Source organism: Cohaesibacter haloalkalitolerans, from assembly GCF_003574655.1.
GTDB lineage: Bacteria > Pseudomonadota > Alphaproteobacteria > Rhizobiales > Cohaesibacteraceae > Cohaesibacter > Cohaesibacter haloalkalitolerans.
Genome location: NZ_QNUM01000004.1, coordinates 369331 through 386359, shown reverse-complemented (window position 1 = coordinate 386359; position 17029 = coordinate 369331). Strand labels below are relative to the sequence as shown.

The 17029-nt window shown below is 56.5% G+C and carries 14 protein-coding genes; 9 read left to right on the top strand and 5 right to left on the bottom strand.

Features of this window, described 5'->3' with window-relative positions:
* The 5 genes from DSL70_RS12340 to DSL70_RS12320 all read left to right on the top strand — a co-directional run bounded on the left by DSL70_RS12340 (position 1) and on the right by DSL70_RS12320 (position 6370).
* A complete protein-coding gene (locus tag DSL70_RS12340; RefSeq protein WP_119308217.1) occupies positions 1 to 1110 on the top strand; it encodes an AI-2E family transporter in 1110 nt (369 codons plus the stop codon).
* A gap of 149 nt (positions 1111 to 1259) precedes the next feature.
* On the top strand, positions 1260 to 2207 hold the full coding sequence (locus tag DSL70_RS12335; RefSeq protein WP_205563243.1) for a sensor domain-containing diguanylate cyclase: 948 nt from the start codon (positions 1260 to 1262) through the stop codon (positions 2205 to 2207).
* Positions 2208 to 2535: 328 nt separating this feature from the next.
* On the top strand, positions 2536 to 4188 hold the full coding sequence (gene ettA / locus DSL70_RS12330; protein ID WP_119308216.1) for an energy-dependent translational throttle protein EttA: 1653 nt from the start codon (positions 2536 to 2538) through the stop codon (positions 4186 to 4188).
* 416 nt (positions 4189 to 4604) lie between these two features.
* Complete coding sequence (locus tag DSL70_RS12325; protein ID WP_119308215.1) at positions 4605 to 5684, top strand: DUF2336 domain-containing protein; 1080 nt, start codon at positions 4605 to 4607, stop codon at positions 5682 to 5684.
* A gap of 335 nt (positions 5685 to 6019) precedes the next feature.
* On the top strand, positions 6020 to 6370 hold the full coding sequence (locus DSL70_RS12320; protein WP_119308214.1) for a VOC family protein: 351 nt from the start codon (positions 6020 to 6022) through the stop codon (positions 6368 to 6370).
* Positions 6371 to 6506: 136 nt separating this feature from the next.
* Here the strand turns inward: DSL70_RS12320 and galU are convergent, their stop codons facing one another.
* Complete coding sequence (galU, locus tag DSL70_RS12315) at positions 6507 to 7403, bottom strand: UTP--glucose-1-phosphate uridylyltransferase GalU (RefSeq protein WP_119308213.1); 897 nt, start codon at positions 7401 to 7403, stop codon at positions 6507 to 6509.
* Between the two features lie 306 nt (positions 7404 to 7709).
* On the opposite strand from galU, the gene DSL70_RS12310 reads away from it, so the two are divergent.
* The 3 genes from DSL70_RS12310 (at position 7710) to hisN (ending at position 11257) form a co-directional block, all read left to right on the top strand.
* Entirely contained in the window at positions 7710 to 8963 is a 1254-nt protein-coding gene (locus DSL70_RS12310) for a lytic murein transglycosylase (protein ID WP_119308212.1), read from the top strand.
* 44 nt (positions 8964 to 9007) lie between these two features.
* Positions 9008 to 10228: an SGNH/GDSL hydrolase family protein gene (locus DSL70_RS12305; RefSeq protein WP_119308211.1), complete on the top strand. Its 1221-nt coding sequence runs from the start codon at positions 9008 to 9010 to the stop codon at positions 10226 to 10228.
* A 234-nt stretch (positions 10229 to 10462) separates the two neighbouring features.
* On the top strand, positions 10463 to 11257 hold the full coding sequence (gene hisN, locus DSL70_RS12300; RefSeq protein ID WP_119308210.1) for a histidinol-phosphatase: 795 nt from the start codon (positions 10463 to 10465) through the stop codon (positions 11255 to 11257).
* A gap of 66 nt (positions 11258 to 11323) precedes the next feature.
* On the opposite strand, the gene DSL70_RS12295 is transcribed toward hisN, so the two are convergent.
* Both DSL70_RS12295 and DSL70_RS12290 read right to left on the bottom strand, forming a co-directional pair.
* The gene (locus DSL70_RS12295; protein ID WP_119308209.1) at positions 11324 to 12310 is read right to left on the bottom strand and encodes an alpha/beta fold hydrolase; all 987 of its coding nucleotides are present in this window, start codon (positions 12308 to 12310) and stop codon (positions 11324 to 11326) included.
* Positions 12311 to 12495: 185 nt separating this feature from the next.
* Positions 12496 to 13194, bottom strand: a complete 699-nt coding sequence (locus DSL70_RS12290) for a hypothetical protein (protein WP_119308208.1) — start codon at positions 13192 to 13194, stop codon at positions 12496 to 12498.
* Positions 13195 to 13519: 325 nt separating this feature from the next.
* On the opposite strand from DSL70_RS12290, the gene DSL70_RS12285 reads away from it, so the two are divergent.
* On the top strand, positions 13520 to 13993 hold the full coding sequence (locus DSL70_RS12285; protein WP_119308207.1) for an Hsp20 family protein: 474 nt from the start codon (positions 13520 to 13522) through the stop codon (positions 13991 to 13993).
* Between the two features lie 224 nt (positions 13994 to 14217).
* Here the strand turns inward: DSL70_RS12285 and DSL70_RS12280 are convergent, their stop codons facing one another.
* Positions 14218 to 15270 carry a threonine aldolase family protein gene (locus DSL70_RS12280; RefSeq protein WP_119308385.1) on the bottom strand — a complete coding sequence of 351 codons (1053 nt, stop codon included), beginning with the start codon at positions 15268 to 15270 and terminating at the stop codon, positions 14218 to 14220.
* Positions 15271 to 15937: 667 nt separating this feature from the next.
* Positions 15938 to 16840, bottom strand: a complete 903-nt coding sequence (locus DSL70_RS12275) for an N-formylglutamate amidohydrolase (protein WP_119308206.1) — start codon at positions 16838 to 16840, stop codon at positions 15938 to 15940.
* Positions 16841 to 17029: the final 189 nt, after the last annotated feature.

Here is a 17029-nt window from a genome sequence, read left to right as displayed (position 1 = left end):
ATGTCCGCCAATCCTCTTCAGACTAGCCGAACCGGTCCCATCCAGACCGAAGTGACGGAGATTTCCACCGAAGAGCGCTTGCGGCGTGTCGCCTATGCTGCGATCATCTTCGTCGGTTTTGTCGTTCTGGTGGTAGTGCTGGAACTGGCGCAGTCCATCCTTGCGCCATTGGTTCTGGCAATGATTGTCGGACTTGTCTTCGGGCCATTGGTCGAGCGCATCGAGGCTTATGGAGTGCCAGCGTGGGTTTCTGCCATGATCGCCGTTGTGCTTCTGTTGTTGCTGATCGGGCTGGCAATCACCGGGTTTGCGGTGCCGCTGTCTGACTGGATGGATCGGTTGCCGGTCATCTGGACCCGGGTTCAGAACGAGCTGGCCAACTGGAAGGGCCTGATTGAAACCATCTCCAGCCTGCAGAGCCAGTTCAGCGAGATAACGGGGGGCGACCCTGCCTCGATGACCGTCAACGTGGCCAATGGCGATACGGTCAAGCAGGTTGCCTTTTTTGCCCCGTCGCTTGCCGCCCAGATCATCCTGTTTCTGGCCGGGCTGTTCTTTTTCATCGCCACCCGGCATCAGATGAAATATTCGATCCTGATGCGGGCCGATAGCGGGCCCCGTCGCAAGGCACTGGCTCGAATGATTGTCGATATCGAAAAGCGGCTGTCGAGCTACATGCTGAGTGTCTCGATGATCAATCTGGGGCTGGCTGTGGCCGTTTCCCTTGCCATGTGGCTGATTGGTGTACCTTCGCCGATGCTTTGGGGGCTTTTGGCGGGCGTGCTCAATTTCATTATCTATATCGGCCCGGCCATCATGACGGCGATCATGCTGGCGGTTGGTCTTTCGCTGCACAGCCAGTTGGCCCTGATCATCGCTCCGGCAGCCGTTTATCTGTTCATCAATTTTCTTGAGGCGCAATTTGTCACCCCGATGGTGCTGGGGCGCATCATGACCGTCAATCCGTTCCTGATCTTCCTGTCGCTTGTGGGCTGGATCTGGCTTTGGGGTGCTGCCGGCGGGTTCATTGCCGTGCCGATGCTGTTGATCGGGCAGATTGTACTCAATCACGGGGATTTTATTGCCTCCGGTGGAGGTGATCGAGGATAAGTGAGCCTGTTCAGAGTATTTGGAGACTAATTATCTGCAAAATTACCGAATTTTAAAGCATTCAAAACAATACTGCTCGAATATCTCGAATTTCGAGATCAAAAGTTTTCCCAAGGCCCCTTAATCTCTGGATTGGCAAGGAACCCTTCGTGTCATACGTGCTGGAAAATCTGGATCAGTCCTTCTATGAGACGGTTCTTGATGCACTTAACGACGGGGTCTATTTTGTCAATCGCAAGCGCCGGGTGCTCTATTGGAACAAGGGCGCCGAACGGTTGAGCGGTTTTTCCGCCAAGGAAGTTCTGGGCAAAAGCTGCGCCGACCAGACCCTCAATCATGTCGATGACAAGGGCAGTTGCCTGTGCGTCAAGGGGTGCCCGCTTGCGTCCTGCATGCGTGATGGCATCTCCCGAGAGGTCAATGTCTACATGCATCACAAGGAAGGGCATCGGATACCGGTCAGTATCCGGTCTTTTCCGATCCGGGACAAATCGGGCAAGATTACCGGCTCCGTTGAGGTTTTCAAGGACAACAGCCAACATCTGTCCATGGTTTCAGAAGTCGAAACGCTGCAGCAGGAGGTCTTGACCGACCCGCTTTCCGGTGTTGGCAACCGACGCTTTGCCGATTTGTCGCTGGAGCGATTGCAGTCGCGTTTTGAAGAGGAGCAGGCCCAATATGGGGTGATCCTCGCCGATATCGACAATTTCAAGAATATCAATGACACGTGGGGACACACTGTCGGTGACAGGGTGATCAAGGCGATTGCCCGAACCCTGTCCTCCGTTCTGAGACCAACGGACATCGTCTGCCGATTGGGGGGTGATGAGTTCCTCATTCTGCTCCCCAACGCATCGGTCTCAGGGGTCGAGATCGTCGGCAAGCGGCTGGTCATGTTGATCAAGGAGTCCTGGATCGATCTAGGGGAGGAACTGCTGTCCTTCTCCTGCTCGATCGGGGCGGCTCATTCCAGCTCATGCAAGACCACAGGGATTGCTTTCGATCAGGCTGACAAGCAGCTCTACATGAGCAAGGGAGGCGGCCGCGGCTGCTTCTTCATGAACGACAAGCGGGTTTGTAACTACCCAGACTCCTGATCTCTCCGCAACGCGGCCAGCTTCCGCAGTTGCGCCCATCTGCCCATCTGCAGTGCCCATTTGTGATGCCCATTTGTGGTGCATGAATGGGTATGGCTTGCTCCATGCATCGATCTGCTGTTGGCGAAAAGTCATGATAATAGGGATTGAAACCCCGAGCGCTCGCCTTTAAAACGGGGCAACTCGTGATTTCCCCGCAGCATTCCCCTGATTCTTCCTGTGATCCAGGATGAAAGCTGCTGCTGGAGATCTTTTGGAACACTGTGCTTCTGACAGATCCTGCCGATTTCGGCAGGAGGGAAGCGCTCTATTCGGACGGTAGCGGTATATGGCTCGACAATTCATTTATCACATGCATGGTCTTTCCAAGACCTACGGTGGCGGCAAGAAGGTTCTGGAAAATGTCCACCTTTCTTTCTACCCGGATGCGAAGATCGGTATTCTCGGCCCGAACGGCGCGGGTAAATCAACCGTGCTGCGGATCATGGCCGGGCTTGACAATGAATTCACCGGTGAGGCCTGGGCCGCAGAAGGCGCCAAGATCGGCTATCTGCCTCAGGAGCCGGTGCTTGACGAGAGCAAGGACGTGCTCGGCAACGTGATGGAAGGCGTTGCGGAAAAGCAGGCCATTCTGGATCGCTACAATGAACTGATGATGAACTATTCGGACGAAACCGCCGAAGAGGGCGCCAAGCTTCAGGATGTCATCGACAGCCAGAACCTGTGGGATCTTCAGTCCCAGGTGGAAATGGCCATGGACGCCCTGCGCTGTCCTCCGTCCGATGCCGATGTTTCCGTGTTGTCCGGCGGCGAGAAGCGCCGTGTGGCGCTGTGCAAGCTGCTGCTTGCCGAGCCTGATCTGCTGCTGCTCGACGAACCGACCAACCATCTGGATGCGGAAACGGTCAACTGGCTTGAAAAGCATCTGCGCGAATTCAAGGGCGCCGTGCTGATCATCACCCACGACCGCTACTTCCTCGACAATGTCACGGGCTGGATTCTTGAACTCGACCGTGGTCGGGGCATTCCTTACGAAGGCAACTATTCGGCCTATCTGCAGGCCAAGGCCAAGCGTCTGGCTCAGGAAGGGCGCGAAGAAGCTGCCCGCCAGCGTGCCCTGTCGCGCGAACAGGAGTGGATTGCCGCCAGCCCGAAGGCGCGTCAGGCCAAGTCCAAGGCCCGTATCCGCGCCTATGACGAATTGCTCAAGCGTAACGAGGAACGCGCTCCGGGCACTGCCCAGATCATCATTCCGCCGGGAGAGCGCCTTGGTGATGTGGTCATTGATGTCGAAGGCCTGAAGAAGGGCTTTGGCGATCGCCTGCTGATCGATGGCCTCGATTTCAAGCTGCCACCGGGCGGCATTGTCGGCATCATTGGCCCGAACGGCGTTGGCAAGACCACCCTGTTCAAGATGCTGACCGGGCACGACACGCCGGATGAAGGCACGATCCGTCTTGGTGATACGGTGCATCTGGGCTATGTCGACCAATCCCGTGATGCGCTTGATCCGGACAAGACCGTCTGGGAAGAAATCTCCGAAGGGGATGACATCATCAAGCTTGGTAAGCGAGAAATGAACAGCCGCGCCTACTGCTCCGCCTTCAACTTCAAGGGTGGCGATCAGCAGCAGAAGGTCGGGTCCCTGTCTGGTGGGCAGCGCAACCGTGTTCATCTGGCCAAGGTTCTGAAGTCCGGCGCCAATGTGCTGCTGCTCGATGAACCGACCAACGACCTGGACACCGAAACGCTGGCGGCTCTGGAAGATGCGCTGGAAGATTTCGCCGGTTGCGCAGTGGTCATTAGCCATGATCGTATGTTCCTTGACCGTCTTGCCACGCATATCCTTGCCTTTGAAGGCGATAGCCATGTGGAATGGTTTGAAGGCAACTTCGAGGATTACGAGAAGGACAAGGTGCGTCGGCTGGGGCCGGATGCGGTCAATCCGAAGCGCATCAAATACAAACCATTTACGCGTTAAGCCGTATTTTCTGGTTATGAAAAACAAAAAGCCCCGTGGAGTGATCCGCGGGGCTTTTTGCTGAATCCTTAACAGAACGCGGTCGGCCTCAATTCGGTGCTGGCGGGCTGAACAGAAAAAATTCGCACTTCCACACAAGATTTTCCAACGAATTCCAGGGTGTTTGCAGGCGCACGCTGGCTGGCTTCGGAGGGGCGGAAACTTCGTGAGGCGTTGATTTCTCTTTTAAATTCGGAGCTTTGAATGTAATCGGCCCGGATCAATGCAATTTGAATAAAATTTTATTATTCTTTTCATAGATTTAGACTCAAATTCCCGTTCTCCGTTTAGGTGTTTGTATATGGCTTCTCTGTAGCTTGAATCGGAAATCAGATTCTCAAGTGGTGTCGATCTTAGATTAGAGCGGATTTTGTCAAATGCAGGCTGCCAACGTAAAAACCGAGCTCGTGGACTGGAAAGTTCTCAACGGTCAAAGCGATAATGGTAAGAGTGACGAACTGATGCGCCATGTTGCGTCCCTGTTCTCACTGACAGCATCTCATTGTGATGAAGAGCAACTGGCGACGTATGATACGGTTCTGCAGCGCCTCGCCGATCTTGTGGGGGAGGAAACGCGGTCCTTTGCGGCGCAGAAGATCTGCCATCTGGAGAATGCCCCGCACAGCATCATCCGCCGATTTGCCTTCGATGCGATCAAGGTTGCCGATCCGATTCTGCGCCATTCGCCGGTCCTCACTGACAAGGACCTGATCGAGGTGAGCGAGGTGCGTAGCGACGATCATCTCGTTTCGATCAGCATGCGCAAGACCCTCAGCAGTGTCGTCACCGATGTCCTGATCCGGACCGGCCATGGCACCGTCATGATCAAGCTGGCGGCCAATGCTGGTGCCGATCTCTCCGAGGAGAGCATGCAGGCTCTGGATGAGGCGGCGGCCAATGACAGATTTCTTGCCAATGAGCTGGCAAGCCGGATTGCTGAAAAGGATCAATCCCGCAAGTCAATCAGTTTCAGCGCTTTCCCGTCGCGTCAGGTTGATCTCAATCGATTGTGGGACGAGATCGAGCCGAAGGTCGAGGAGCGCTTCTACAATCTCTCCCGCCATTCCTATCTTGCGCGCTACCGGTTCGACCCGTCTTTGACCAAGATCGAGAAACTGTTCGAGCAGGGGTTCCTGGGCAATGGTGTGCTGAGGCAATTTGCCTGCAATGATCAGTTCGCCGATCTGGTCTGTGGTATCGCCAAGCTTTCCGGTTTTCCACATCAGATCGTGGCACGCATGATGTCGAGCCTTGAGTGGGACCAGATCCTGAGCCTGTTCCGGTTGCTGTCCTTCTCGGACGAACTGGTGCATGACATTCTTGAATGTGGCCCGTGGATGCTTTGCCTGTCTTCCGGCCAGTGCAATGCGGTCCAGAGGCGCTATCGACAGATCGGTCTCGAGGAAGCAAAGATCAACGTCAATCGCTGGCCGACAACCGGTTTGCGTCTGGATTGACGGCTTTGTGCCGGTTTTTGTGATTTGCAGTATCAGACCCTGAGCACGATCATGGGGATCAGAATTCGAAAGGCGGTCCGTTTCGGTGCCGCCTTTTCTTTTATTGGTTATCGGCTCGCCAATTCTCCATTTGTAGTGTCTTCCAAATCAAAAATCCGTTGTATCCTTGGCCATACACCCGCTTTGCTCAAGAGACCTTGTAAAAACAAAGCTTTGAAGCATTGGGGTGGAGCGTTAAAATCAGTAAGCACTTGGTTGATTACAACCGTTTTGCCTGCTATGGATTTCTCAGGTCGGTAACTATAAGTTCCGACTGCCAGTATAGGGGCCAGACAATGCATGTAACCGCATTCCGGATTTTCGTCAGAGATCTAGCCGTCGCGCGTGACTTTTATGCGAACGCGCTGCAATGGCCCATGGTTTGGGATCGGTTCGAGCAGGGCGCGGTCGGGTTCGAGCCGGGGATGCTGGTCATTATCGAGGAAGAAGATGCGCGCGGGCCTCAGGCTTCGCTGATCGGGCGTTTCACGGGGCTGTCGCTGGCTGTGGATGACCTGCCCTCGCTGTACCAGTCCCTGAAGGCGCGGGGGGTTCCCTTCGTTGCGCCACCGGAACGCCAGTTCTGGGGAGGGTCTCTGGTGCATCTCATCGACCCGTCAGGCAATATCATCACGCTGGTCGAATAGACCCGTTTGCTATTCCTTTGTGCGGACAGGCCGCTGCCGGGCGAACCAGAGCTGTGGCCATTGACGCAAGGATAACGGTCACCAAGAAAAAAGCGGGCTTGCGGCCCGCTTCTTCTTTATTGGGATTGTCAGAAGCCTAGTGGCCCTGTTGGGCATCATATTTTTCGATGATGGCGCGAATGGTGCTGGCCACGTTGGGGGCGATGTCGTCGCGCTCCATGCCAAAGGCGACGTTGGCCATCAGGAAGCCTGATTTGGAGCCGCAGTCGAAGGTCTCACCTTCATAGATCATGCCGGTGAACTCCTGGTCGTTGTTCAGGCTGATCATGGCGTCGGTCAACTGGATCTCGTTGCCACTGCCGGGCTGCTGATGGGTGAGATAGTCGAAGATTTCCGGCTGCAGGATGTAGCGGCCCGACAGGATGAGGTTGGATGGCGCGGTGCCCGGTTCCGGCTTCTCGACCATGCCCTTGATCTCGACGCTGTCCTCATACTGCCTGCCCGGCTGAATGACACCGTATTTGAAGGTCATCTCCATGGGCACTTCCTCGAGCGCCACTACGTTGCCATCCCGCTTGTGGTAAATATCCATCATCTGGGCAAGGCAGCCCTTGGGAGACTTCATGATCATGTCCGGCAGCAGAAGCGCGAAGGGTTCGCGACCGACCAGTTCCTTGGCGCAAAGCACGGCGTGGCCCAGCCCCAACGGCTGCTGCTGACGGGTAAACATGGTGTGTCCGGCCTTGGGCAGGTCTTTGCGCAGGCTCTTGAGAATATCGTATTTGCCACGCTGCTTGAGCGTGTCCTCGAGTTCGACCTGAACGTCGAAGTGATCTTCGATAACCGCCTTGTTGCGGCCTGTGACGAAAATGAACTGCTCGACACCCGCTGCCTTGGCTTCATCAACGACATATTGAATGACTGGTCTGTCAACAATCGTCAGCATTTCCTTTGGTAGCGCTTTGGTCGCGGGGAGGAAGCGCGTTCCAAGGCCTGCTACAGGGAATACGGCTTTGCGGATTGGCTTTACCATCTGTTTTAGCTCCGATCAGTTACTTTGAGCGTTTGACGTGCGGGCGGGATTCTAGATCAGCCCGGATAATGCTTTGCATTAATGTTTCTGGACATTATGGCGCTATTCACAAGAAAACGCAGTTGTTCCCTAACTTATTCAAAATTGCTTCGTTTCAAGAAAAGAGAGTGCCTATTCAAAACAGAAAAGCCGCTTCAATGCAAACAGGGAAAATTTATTTGACTGGTGACCTTTCTCTATCTTGGCCATATTCTTGTGGCAATGTGATTCACTGCAAAGTTGTATTCTCTCTCTCAGGATTTGTTAATGCCTATACGAAAATGGACAAGATCAATTGGGCGAACCCCGGTTGCCGGGGTGATTTCCACCGCGTTTCTGCTTTTTGCACTCCTTTCTTCTGAGTCCAACGCACAAACAGCCCAAGGGTTCCAAAACTGGATCCGGTCCTTCTGGCCGACTGCCCAGGCAGAGGGGATTTCCTCCAAAACCTACAATGCGGCGTTTGCCGGTGTCGAGTTCGACAGCTCTGTGATCAAACGGGCCACCAATCAGCCCGAGTTCGTCAAACCGATCTGGTCCTATATGGATGGCGCTGTCAGCGATGTCCGCATCAAGAATGGCCAGAAGATGAAGCACCAACACGCCTCGCTGTTGGCAAGGCTGGAGCGTGCCTATGGCGTCGACCGTCATGTTCTGCTGGCGATCTGGGGCATGGAAACGGCCTATGGCTCCATTTTCAGCAACAAGGCACTGATCAAGCCGACGATCCAGTCGCTGGCGATGCTGGCTTATGCCGACCCGAAGCGGTCGTCTTTCGGGCGAACGCAGCTGCTGGCGGCACTTAAGATCCTGCAGAATGGCGACATCGCGCCGTCGCAGATGGTCGGGTCCTGGGCGGGTGCCATGGGGCATACCCAGTTCATTCCGACCACATTCCTGCTCAAGGCCGTCGATTTTGATGGCGATGGTCATCGAGACATCTGGAATTCCGTCCCGGACGCTCTGGCTTCCAGCGCCAATCTTCTCAAGGATGCTGGCTGGGAGACCGGCAAGACATGGGGCTATGAGGTTTCGCTGCCAAGCAGTTTCGCCTTCGAGCTTGCGGACGGAAGCACCACCAAGACGCTGGCCGACTGGGGGAAACTGGGCGTCAAGCGCGTTCACGGGCGTGCCTTCCCGCGTCCGGATGATGAGGCCCAGCTGATCATGCCCGCTGGCTACAGGGGGCCCGCCTTTCTCGTCCTGAAGAATTTTTCCGTCATCAAGCGCTACAACAACGCCACCTCCTATGCGCTGGCCATCGGGCATCTGGCCGATCGCATCAGGGGCGGTGGCGGCTTCGCCCATGAATGGCCGCGGTCCGACCGGATGCTGACAACTAGTGAACGCGAGGAGGTGCAGACTATTCTGAACCGGCTTGGATATGATACAGGTGGCGTTGACGGGCAACTGGGGTCGCGGTCGCGGGCGGCCATCCGCCATTGGCAGAAGAAGGTCGGGCTGGTGCCAGACGGGTTTGCCAGTGGGGATTTGCTTGAGGCCTTGCGTAAGGCGCGTTAAAAGGAACCTGTCCCGCATGCAGGGTAGGCAAGGAGCATGAAACGATGGACGAAGTGAGAGGAAAGACTGCGAGCGGACGCGCAAGAGGCCTGATCTGCCTGTTGACGCTCGTCTGTTTTGCCCTCAGCACCTTCTTCTCCGGTCCTTCCCTTGCTGCGCCTTCTCTTTCGGGGGGCGACCTTCTTGGAGCCGGGACGGCGCCCTCGCGTGCGGTGCCTGATGATGGTCGTTATGATGTGGCATTGGGGTTCTTTGAATTTCTGTTCAAGCGGCGCACGCCCAAGAAGCAGAAAGAGGCCCCCAAGGCCCCGGCCTCCACGGCGCCCAAGGCTCCGGCTGCACCGGTCATAAAAACGGTTGCCAAGGACCCCGATGCGGCGGTGATCGCCGTGTTTGGCGATGAATTCTCGCAAGACATCGCCTGGGGGCTGAAGGATGCCTTTTCCAAGGCACCCGATGTCAAGGTCGAGATCTATTCCCAGCCCAACAGCGGGATCATCTATCGCGCCAAGAATAATCCGCTGGGCGATGCCGAAGCGTTCTTTGCTGCTCACCCGTTCAACTTTGCCGTGGTCATGGTGGGACTCAATGATCGCCGGGAAATCCCCGCGCGCAAGGATGCCGAGGGCAATGAAGTCGCGTCGGCGCTCGAATTCCGAACCGATGAGTGGGCTCGTGCCTACCAGAGGGAGATCGACCGCATCCGTTTGGCCTTTGCCAAGCAGGACAAGCCGGTCTTCTGGGTGGGGTTGCCGCCGGTCGGCAGCGAGGACCTGGCCGCCGACATGCGCTATCTCAACGATCTGGTATCCAGCCGTCTGACTGAGCGCGATGAGGATTTCATCGATGTCTGGGACGCCTTCTCCGATGAAGACGGCAATTTCTCCTTCCGTGGTCCGGACCTCAACGGACAGGATGTGCGGTTGCGCCTGAAGAATGCCATCCGTTTCACTCAGGAGGGGCGACGCAAGCTTGCCTTCTATGTGGAGAAGCTGGTCATTCGTGTCCTGTCCCAGTCGGTGGATGAGGATGTGCTGCCCAAGAATCTGGCTTCAGCCGACGAAAGCGCCCTGCGTGAAGGGTTGGGTGCACGCAGGGACATTTATGCACTGCGTAAGCCGCCTCTGGAATCGGACGAGTTGATCAATCCGAGCGTGTTTTCGCTGTCCTTTTCCGCAGAGGGTGGTGGAGACGATCCTCTGAACAATGCGGACAACGCGCCCAAATACCGGGTCGACGATTTCGTCTGGAAGGGACGGAATTAGGGTAAAAGCTACTCCGGCCTGTGCTTTTCTGTCTCCTTTCCCGATCTGTGATTGCCCACCATCACGGGACTCTGTAAGAGTGTTGACGGTCTTGGCAGGGCTCGCCGATGGATTGGCGGGGTCGTTGTCTTTTGATGTTTTCTGGCCCCTTGGCGGGCCCGCGTCTGGCTCGTTCGGGGCGGCTATCCGGCTCCGGTTCTGCAGCAGGGCGCCAGTGTTTGGGTGGGAGTTTTCATGAGCAATATTGATCGTGCACCGGATTTCGATTTTCTGCATCAACTGGCCGATCTGGCAGGGGAAACCGTGTTGCCGCTGTTTCGCCAGCCCATCGCGATCGAGAACAAGCTTGCCACGGGGTTTGATCCGGTAACGGATGCCGACAAGCAGGCCGAGCTGAAGATGCGGGCCTATATTCAGGAGCATTTCCCCTCCCATGGCATTCTGGGGGAGGAATTCGAGGCCAAAGACCTCAATGCCGATGGCTTGTGGGTGCTTGATCCGATTGATGGCACGCGCGCCTTCATCTCCGGGCTGCCAACCTGGGGAACCCTGATCGGCTATCGCCATTCCGGCGGGCAAACTCTTGGGATGATGAGCCAACCCTTCACCGGCGAACGGTTCTTTGGTGATGGCAAGCAGTGCCTTTACAAGGGGCCGGACGGGGAGAAGGCGATATCGAGCCGGGCCTGCAAGGCGATCAGCGATGCAACACTGTTCACCACGGCGCCTGATATCTTCGATGCCGAGGAACTCAAATGTTTCCGCCGGGTCGAGAAGGCCGTGCGTCTGTCGCGTTATGGGGTGGACTGCTATGCCTACTGCATGCTGGCCATCGGCATGGTCGATCTGGTCATCGAGGCCGGTCTCAAGCCGGTTGATATCGCGCCGCTGATCCCGGTCATCGAAGGGGCTGGCGGCGTCGTCACCAACTGGCAGGGCAAGTCGGCATTTGACGGCGGACAGGTGGTGGCCACCGGCGATCCCGCCTTGCATGATGCCGTGCTGGAGCTGCTCTCTGGCAAGGCCTGATCCTGCAAAGATGTCCCCACCTTGGCCCGGTCATCGGTTGATGGCCGGCGCGGGCAATCGCGCAGCTCAGGCGCTCTGCTGTCTGAGGGTGCTGGTGCCGGGAATGAAGCTGTCGAAGGCGGCCCAGAACTGCTCGCGGATGATCTCCCGTTCCATCATGATTTCATGCTTGCTGCCGGTGATCGAGGCGGCATGGGTGGCGCGTGTGGTCAGGGCAAAGAGTTCTGCGGCCCGGGAGTTGACAACCGCGTCATTGCCTGCGGTCAGAATGAAGGTCGGGGTGTGGATGGTCGGCTGGAAGTCGCTTGATTGCAGCACATCCAGCGCCTTGCTGATCTCATGGGTCCAGAGGATCGTTGGTCCGCCGATACCGAGTTCGGGTGCGTCAATCAGGAACTGCCGGTTGCGATCATAGCGCGGGCCGTCGGAGGTCAACTTGTTGGTGTAGAAGCCCTGCCGGTCCAGAGGGGTGCGCGGAGCACCGGGCACATACCAATTGCCAAACCCCAGATAGCGCAGAAGCCCGGACGCTTTCCGGATACCTGCCTGCTGCAGCGAAATCCCCATGAAGCCGTGGCTGCTGGTGTTGATCTCGACCAGCGGGGCACAGAGAAAGGCGCGTTCGATCTTGGTGCGCAGCCGAGGCAGATTGTTGAGCAGGATCAGGCCCCCCATGGAATGGGCAAGGGCAAAGCACGGCGGCGGGCAATCCGGCAGGATCACCTCCTTGATGAATTGATCCAGATCCCGGCCATAGTCGGAGAAACGGCGGACGTGGCCTTTCATGCGGTTCGGCAGCAGCCGGTCGGACATGCCCTGACCGCGCCAGTCAAGGGTGGCAACAGCAAAGCCGCGCTGGCGCAGCTCGCGGATGACCTCGTAATATTTCTCGATGAATTCCGCGCGGCCCTGAAGCAGACAGATCGTTCCCTTGGGGGTGGGCGAGAGTGAGGGCCAGCGGGCAACGCGCACCTCACGGTTATCCCGGCACGTCATGGCGTGACAGATACCGTCCGCCAGGTCTGGAAATTTTTCAAGATTATTCAGATGCATATCTGCCCCCGGAAGCCTTTTGCGAGCAGTGTAGCGAAATGTGGTCAAGATGGGAGGAGAAAATCGGGTTGGCGCGGTTTTTTCACGGCTAACACTGATGGACCTGATCGTGGCGCACAGAAGGAGCCTCTGCAGCGTGATCGACCCCTTGGGCGGGGTCGATCAGACGGGAAAGTCGGGCTTAATCAGTAGGACCAGAACGGCGTCCTGTCGCGGTGAGAATAGCCGTATGGGGTGTAATAGGCGTGGTAGCGAACGTCTCCCGAGCGCTGGTTTTCATAGTAGCCCTGACGGGGATAGCGATAATCCCGGTTATTGTTTGGGCGCCACTGATTTGCGTTGGGGCGCTGGCTTCCGGGCCGCCAACCGTTTTCCGTGTGACGTGGCGCTGGGCGCGTTTCCTTGACCCGCCAGCTCTTCAGGATCAGCCCTGAGCGGCTGTCGATCTTCAGATTGAAGAGTATGCCATCCTTGTTCCGGGCTGTCAGTGAAGCGACATCGCCTCTCTTGACGAAATTCCTGATGTCATAGAAACCGTGCTTGCGAATGGTACGGGTGATCCGGTCCTGACGGTTGTCCACCTGCGGCTGCCTGCGCTCAACCTGCCGGATCTTTTCACCTCTAGGCTGCTGGATAACGGTCTGCCGGATGACCTTCCGCTCGACGATTTTCTTTTCTACGGTCTTCTCCCGGATGCCCTGACGAGGGGCCGCCTTGTTCTGCGTGGCCTTAGGGGCTGCCTTGCCGGGGCGGGTTGCCTCGGCCGGAAGTGTCTGGCCATGGCGCAGATATTGATACGGATATCGGGTGTTGTCCTGCGCAATTGCTGGCGAGCAAACGGTGAATGCGACGAGGAGCGGAAGCGCGATTGCTGTCAGTTTCATGGTCTTGCCTTTCCTTTTTCCAGTTGGGTTTGGTTCTGCCATCGTTGTTGTGAAATCAGGTTAGCAAGAGCCATATGAACCCATTCGGAAGGTGCTGTTCATGTCGAGTTCAAGGACATGGCGATTGTGTGGCGGCCTGCTCTTATTGGCATATTTCTGCCATTTTTGAGAAAATTTCAGGAAGGTCTTGAAATGCTCCGGGCGCATTTCCATATCGATTGGTGTCGGAGGCCAGATGGCTCCGGCTTCATTCCCTTCCTGCCACAGAACGGGGGAAGGGGCACCGCAAAGAACGCACATTTGTCGCTCAAAGGAGGACTTTATCATGCGTAGCTATGATCTTACCCCGCTTTATCGCTCTACCGTCGGTTTCGACAAGCTCTTCTCGATGCTGGATTCCGTAACCGGCCCGGATAGCAGCGCTCCAAGCTACCCACCTTACAACATTGAACGTCTGGCCGAGAATTCCTATCGGATCTCGATGGCCGTTGCCGGATTCTCCGAAAAGGATCTGACCATCGAAGTGAAACAGAACACTTTGAAGGTAACCGGTGAAAAGGTTGTCGATGAAACCGAGAAGGACAAGGACTATCTGCACCGCGGTATCGCGTCCCGTGCATTTGAACGTCAGTTCCAGCTCGCCGACTACATGCTGGTTGAAGGGGCAAGCATGGAACATGGCCTGCTCCACATCGATCTCAAACGCGAGATTCCGGAAGCCATGAAACCGCGCCAGATCGAGATCCGCTCCTCTGGCAAGGAAAACGATCCAACCGTGATCGAAGGCTCAACGCATTAATCTCCGACACATTGCTGCCCGGCTTTCGCGGCCGGGCGCGACTGGTTGCCTTTAACAGGCTACCCACGCTTCTTCGTCCCAAGATCGAGTGTCGGGGGAAGCTCGTTTGATGCCGCTTCTTCCGGCAGTCACTCTCACAGGAAAGCGCTCTTCCGCAAGGTCGAGCGCTTTTTTGTTATCCGTACCTGCTGCGCGGTCCGTCGCAAAGGTGGCCGCTGGCCTTGCTACTTCATGCAGTCAAGAAAGCTGTCGACATCCTCGCTCGTGGTGGCAAAGGATGTGACCAGACGCAAAAGACATTCGTCTTCTGCCGGGCAGTCTTCCGGTGCAAGGCCGAAGGTTGGCCAGCTATGGAACACGGCACCCGCAGCTTCTGCGGCGCTGGCCTTGCTCTTTGGTACGATGGCAAAGACTTCGTTTGACTGGCAGGGCCAGGCGGTGCGGCTATGGTCAAGGGCGTTGAGGCCATCAGCGAGCCGGGCGGCCAAGGCGTTGGAATGGCGGGCATTGTCCAGCCAGTGGTCATTTTCGAAGTAGCCCTCGAACTGGGCAGCCGCAAAGCGCATCTTGGAAAACAGCTGCCCGGCCCGTTTGCGGCGATACATGAAGTCGCGCGTATAATCCTTGTTGAAGAAGACCACCGCTTCGGCACACCAGGCACCGTTTTTCGTGGCCCCGAAGGACAGCACGTCGACCCCGGCCTTCCATGTCATTTCAGCGGGCGTGACACCCAATGAGACCAGCGCATTGGCAAAGCGGGCACCATCCATATGCACGGCAAGACCATTGCTTTTGGCCTGTGCCGTGAGGCTGGTGATTTCGTCGATGCTGTAGAGAGTGCCGACTTCTGTTGCCTGCGTCAGCGAAACAGCGCTGGGCTGACCGTGGTGCACGACCCCATGCGGCACTTCCTGAAAGCCGATTGCCAGCGCTGCCGGATCGAGCTTGCCATATTTGCCGTCAATTCCCCACATGCGGGCGCCTGAGGTGAGGAATTCCGGAGCACCGCATTCATCAACCCGGATGTGGGCTTCCTTGTGACAGAAGACCGTGCCCGCCGGGCCTGTGAGTGCAGAGAGGGCCAGCGCGTTGGCTGCCGTTCCCGTGGCGACGACGAAGACAGTGCAGTCGGTTTCAAAGATCTCCTGAAACTTCTTCTCAATCGCCTCGCTCAGGGCTCCTTCGCCATAGGCGGGCTCAAAGCCGGATCTGTGCCGCGCCAAGGCGTTCATGATGGGCTCGGATGCTCCGGCCCAGTTGTCACTGGCAAAATACATGGGAAAGTCCTTCGGGCAGGTGTTCTGTTTGGCCTCACTAGAAACCGCACGCCGGGGCGTTGTCAAGGCTGCCGTTCCGGTATTGCGCAAGGCAAGGCGCATTTGAGGTTTGGTGCCTTGGTTGGGGCGAAAGCGCCAGACTGAGGTCTGAGGGCGTCGGTTGGACAAACTGCCATATTGGGGTGAGTCTGGGGAGGCTGCCTTTGAAATCGAAAGAAATTGCGTAAAATTACGTAATTCTTTGGGTCCCTGTGGTGAAAATTCTGGCAGAATCAGAAGAAAAATATGTGAGCCTAAAAATTGTGCACACTAATAATTAATCACGGATTTGTCGGGGATTGCGGGAAAATACATATCAGTTTCAACCTCTTGCTTGAAGTGGCTCTAATCAGGCGAGGGAATTCTTAAAGTTTGGCCTAGTGTGTGATTAAATATTGTGCAGTGCCTGTTTGACTATCTTTTGTGTAAATGCGAAAGTGTTCTTGCGGAACATTTTTCCCGCCGCCCTTGCTGGGCGTTTCCTCCTTAGACTTTTCGGGCCGCTTGCAGCGGCCCTTTTTTCTTTGTGAAAACAGTTGCTTCCAAGAAGGTGCCTGAGGGTAACCTCGCGCCTGAGTTTGAAGGCAGGCGCGCGTCTGGTGGCAGACAGGGGGAAGGCTAGGTCGGGCTACTCAGCCGCCGCCGCTGTCGGGTAGAGGGCATCACTGGCGCATTGCATCAGCATGTCCGTGAAGCGACCGAGCAACTCAACGAGTTCGGCAAAATGGGGCAGGGGCTCAAACGTTTCTTCATTCATGTAGAGGCTGCGATCGATTTCGATCTGCAAGGCGTGCAGTCCCTTGATGGGGCGCCCGTAGTGCTGGGTGATGAAACCACCGGCGTAGGGCCGGTTGATTTCCACCCTGAGGCCCAGATGGCCGAGAATGCTTTTGGCCGAGTTGATCAGTGAAGGATGGCAACTGGTTCCGAAGCGATCACCCAGAACGATGTCCGGACGATTGTTCGGGTTGGCATTCTGGAACACCCGGGACGGCATCGAGTGGCAATCGATGAGGCAGGCATAACCGAAATTGACATGCGCCAGCGCCAGTTCCCGTCGCAAGGCCTGATGATAGGGCTTGTAGAGAGTCTCGATCCGGTCAAGACCCTCTTGCAGGCTCAGTTTGTGGCGATAGATTTCCTTGCGCTCGGAAACGATGCGGGCGATGGTGCCAAGGCCGCTGCCAACGCGAGCGCCGGATGTTTTGGCATAGGAGGGCAGGGGATCGCTGAAGACGATTGGATCCAGCTCATAGGGCTCCCGATTGAGATCCAGAAAGGCGCGCGGGAAATTGGCCGCCATCAAGGGCACGCCACAGGACGGCGCCCTGGCATAGAGCAGATCGATATAGGAATCTTCCGAGCTGCGCAGTTCGAGCTCGGTCAGGCGGCTGGAATTCTTGAAGTCGGCGGTGTAGCAACGGCCGGAATGGGGAGAGTTGAACAGGAACGGGGCCAGCTGCTGCTCAGGTCGCTCGATCCAGAAGGGTTCATCGAGTATGTCTGTGGGCTGAAACTGTTCTGGGCTCAACGTTTTCTCTGTCTTATGTTCGGTTGCGGGGTCTTGCGACTGCCCTTGCCTTCCGGTGAAGGGCGCTTACGGCTTTATGCCACTATCTTGCGATTCTGCCGGATTGATGCCGAATTGCAAGTCAAAAACCTGATTCGGCTTATCTTCTCTCTTGTCAGGGAAGTGTATTTCAATATTATCTAAATTGGG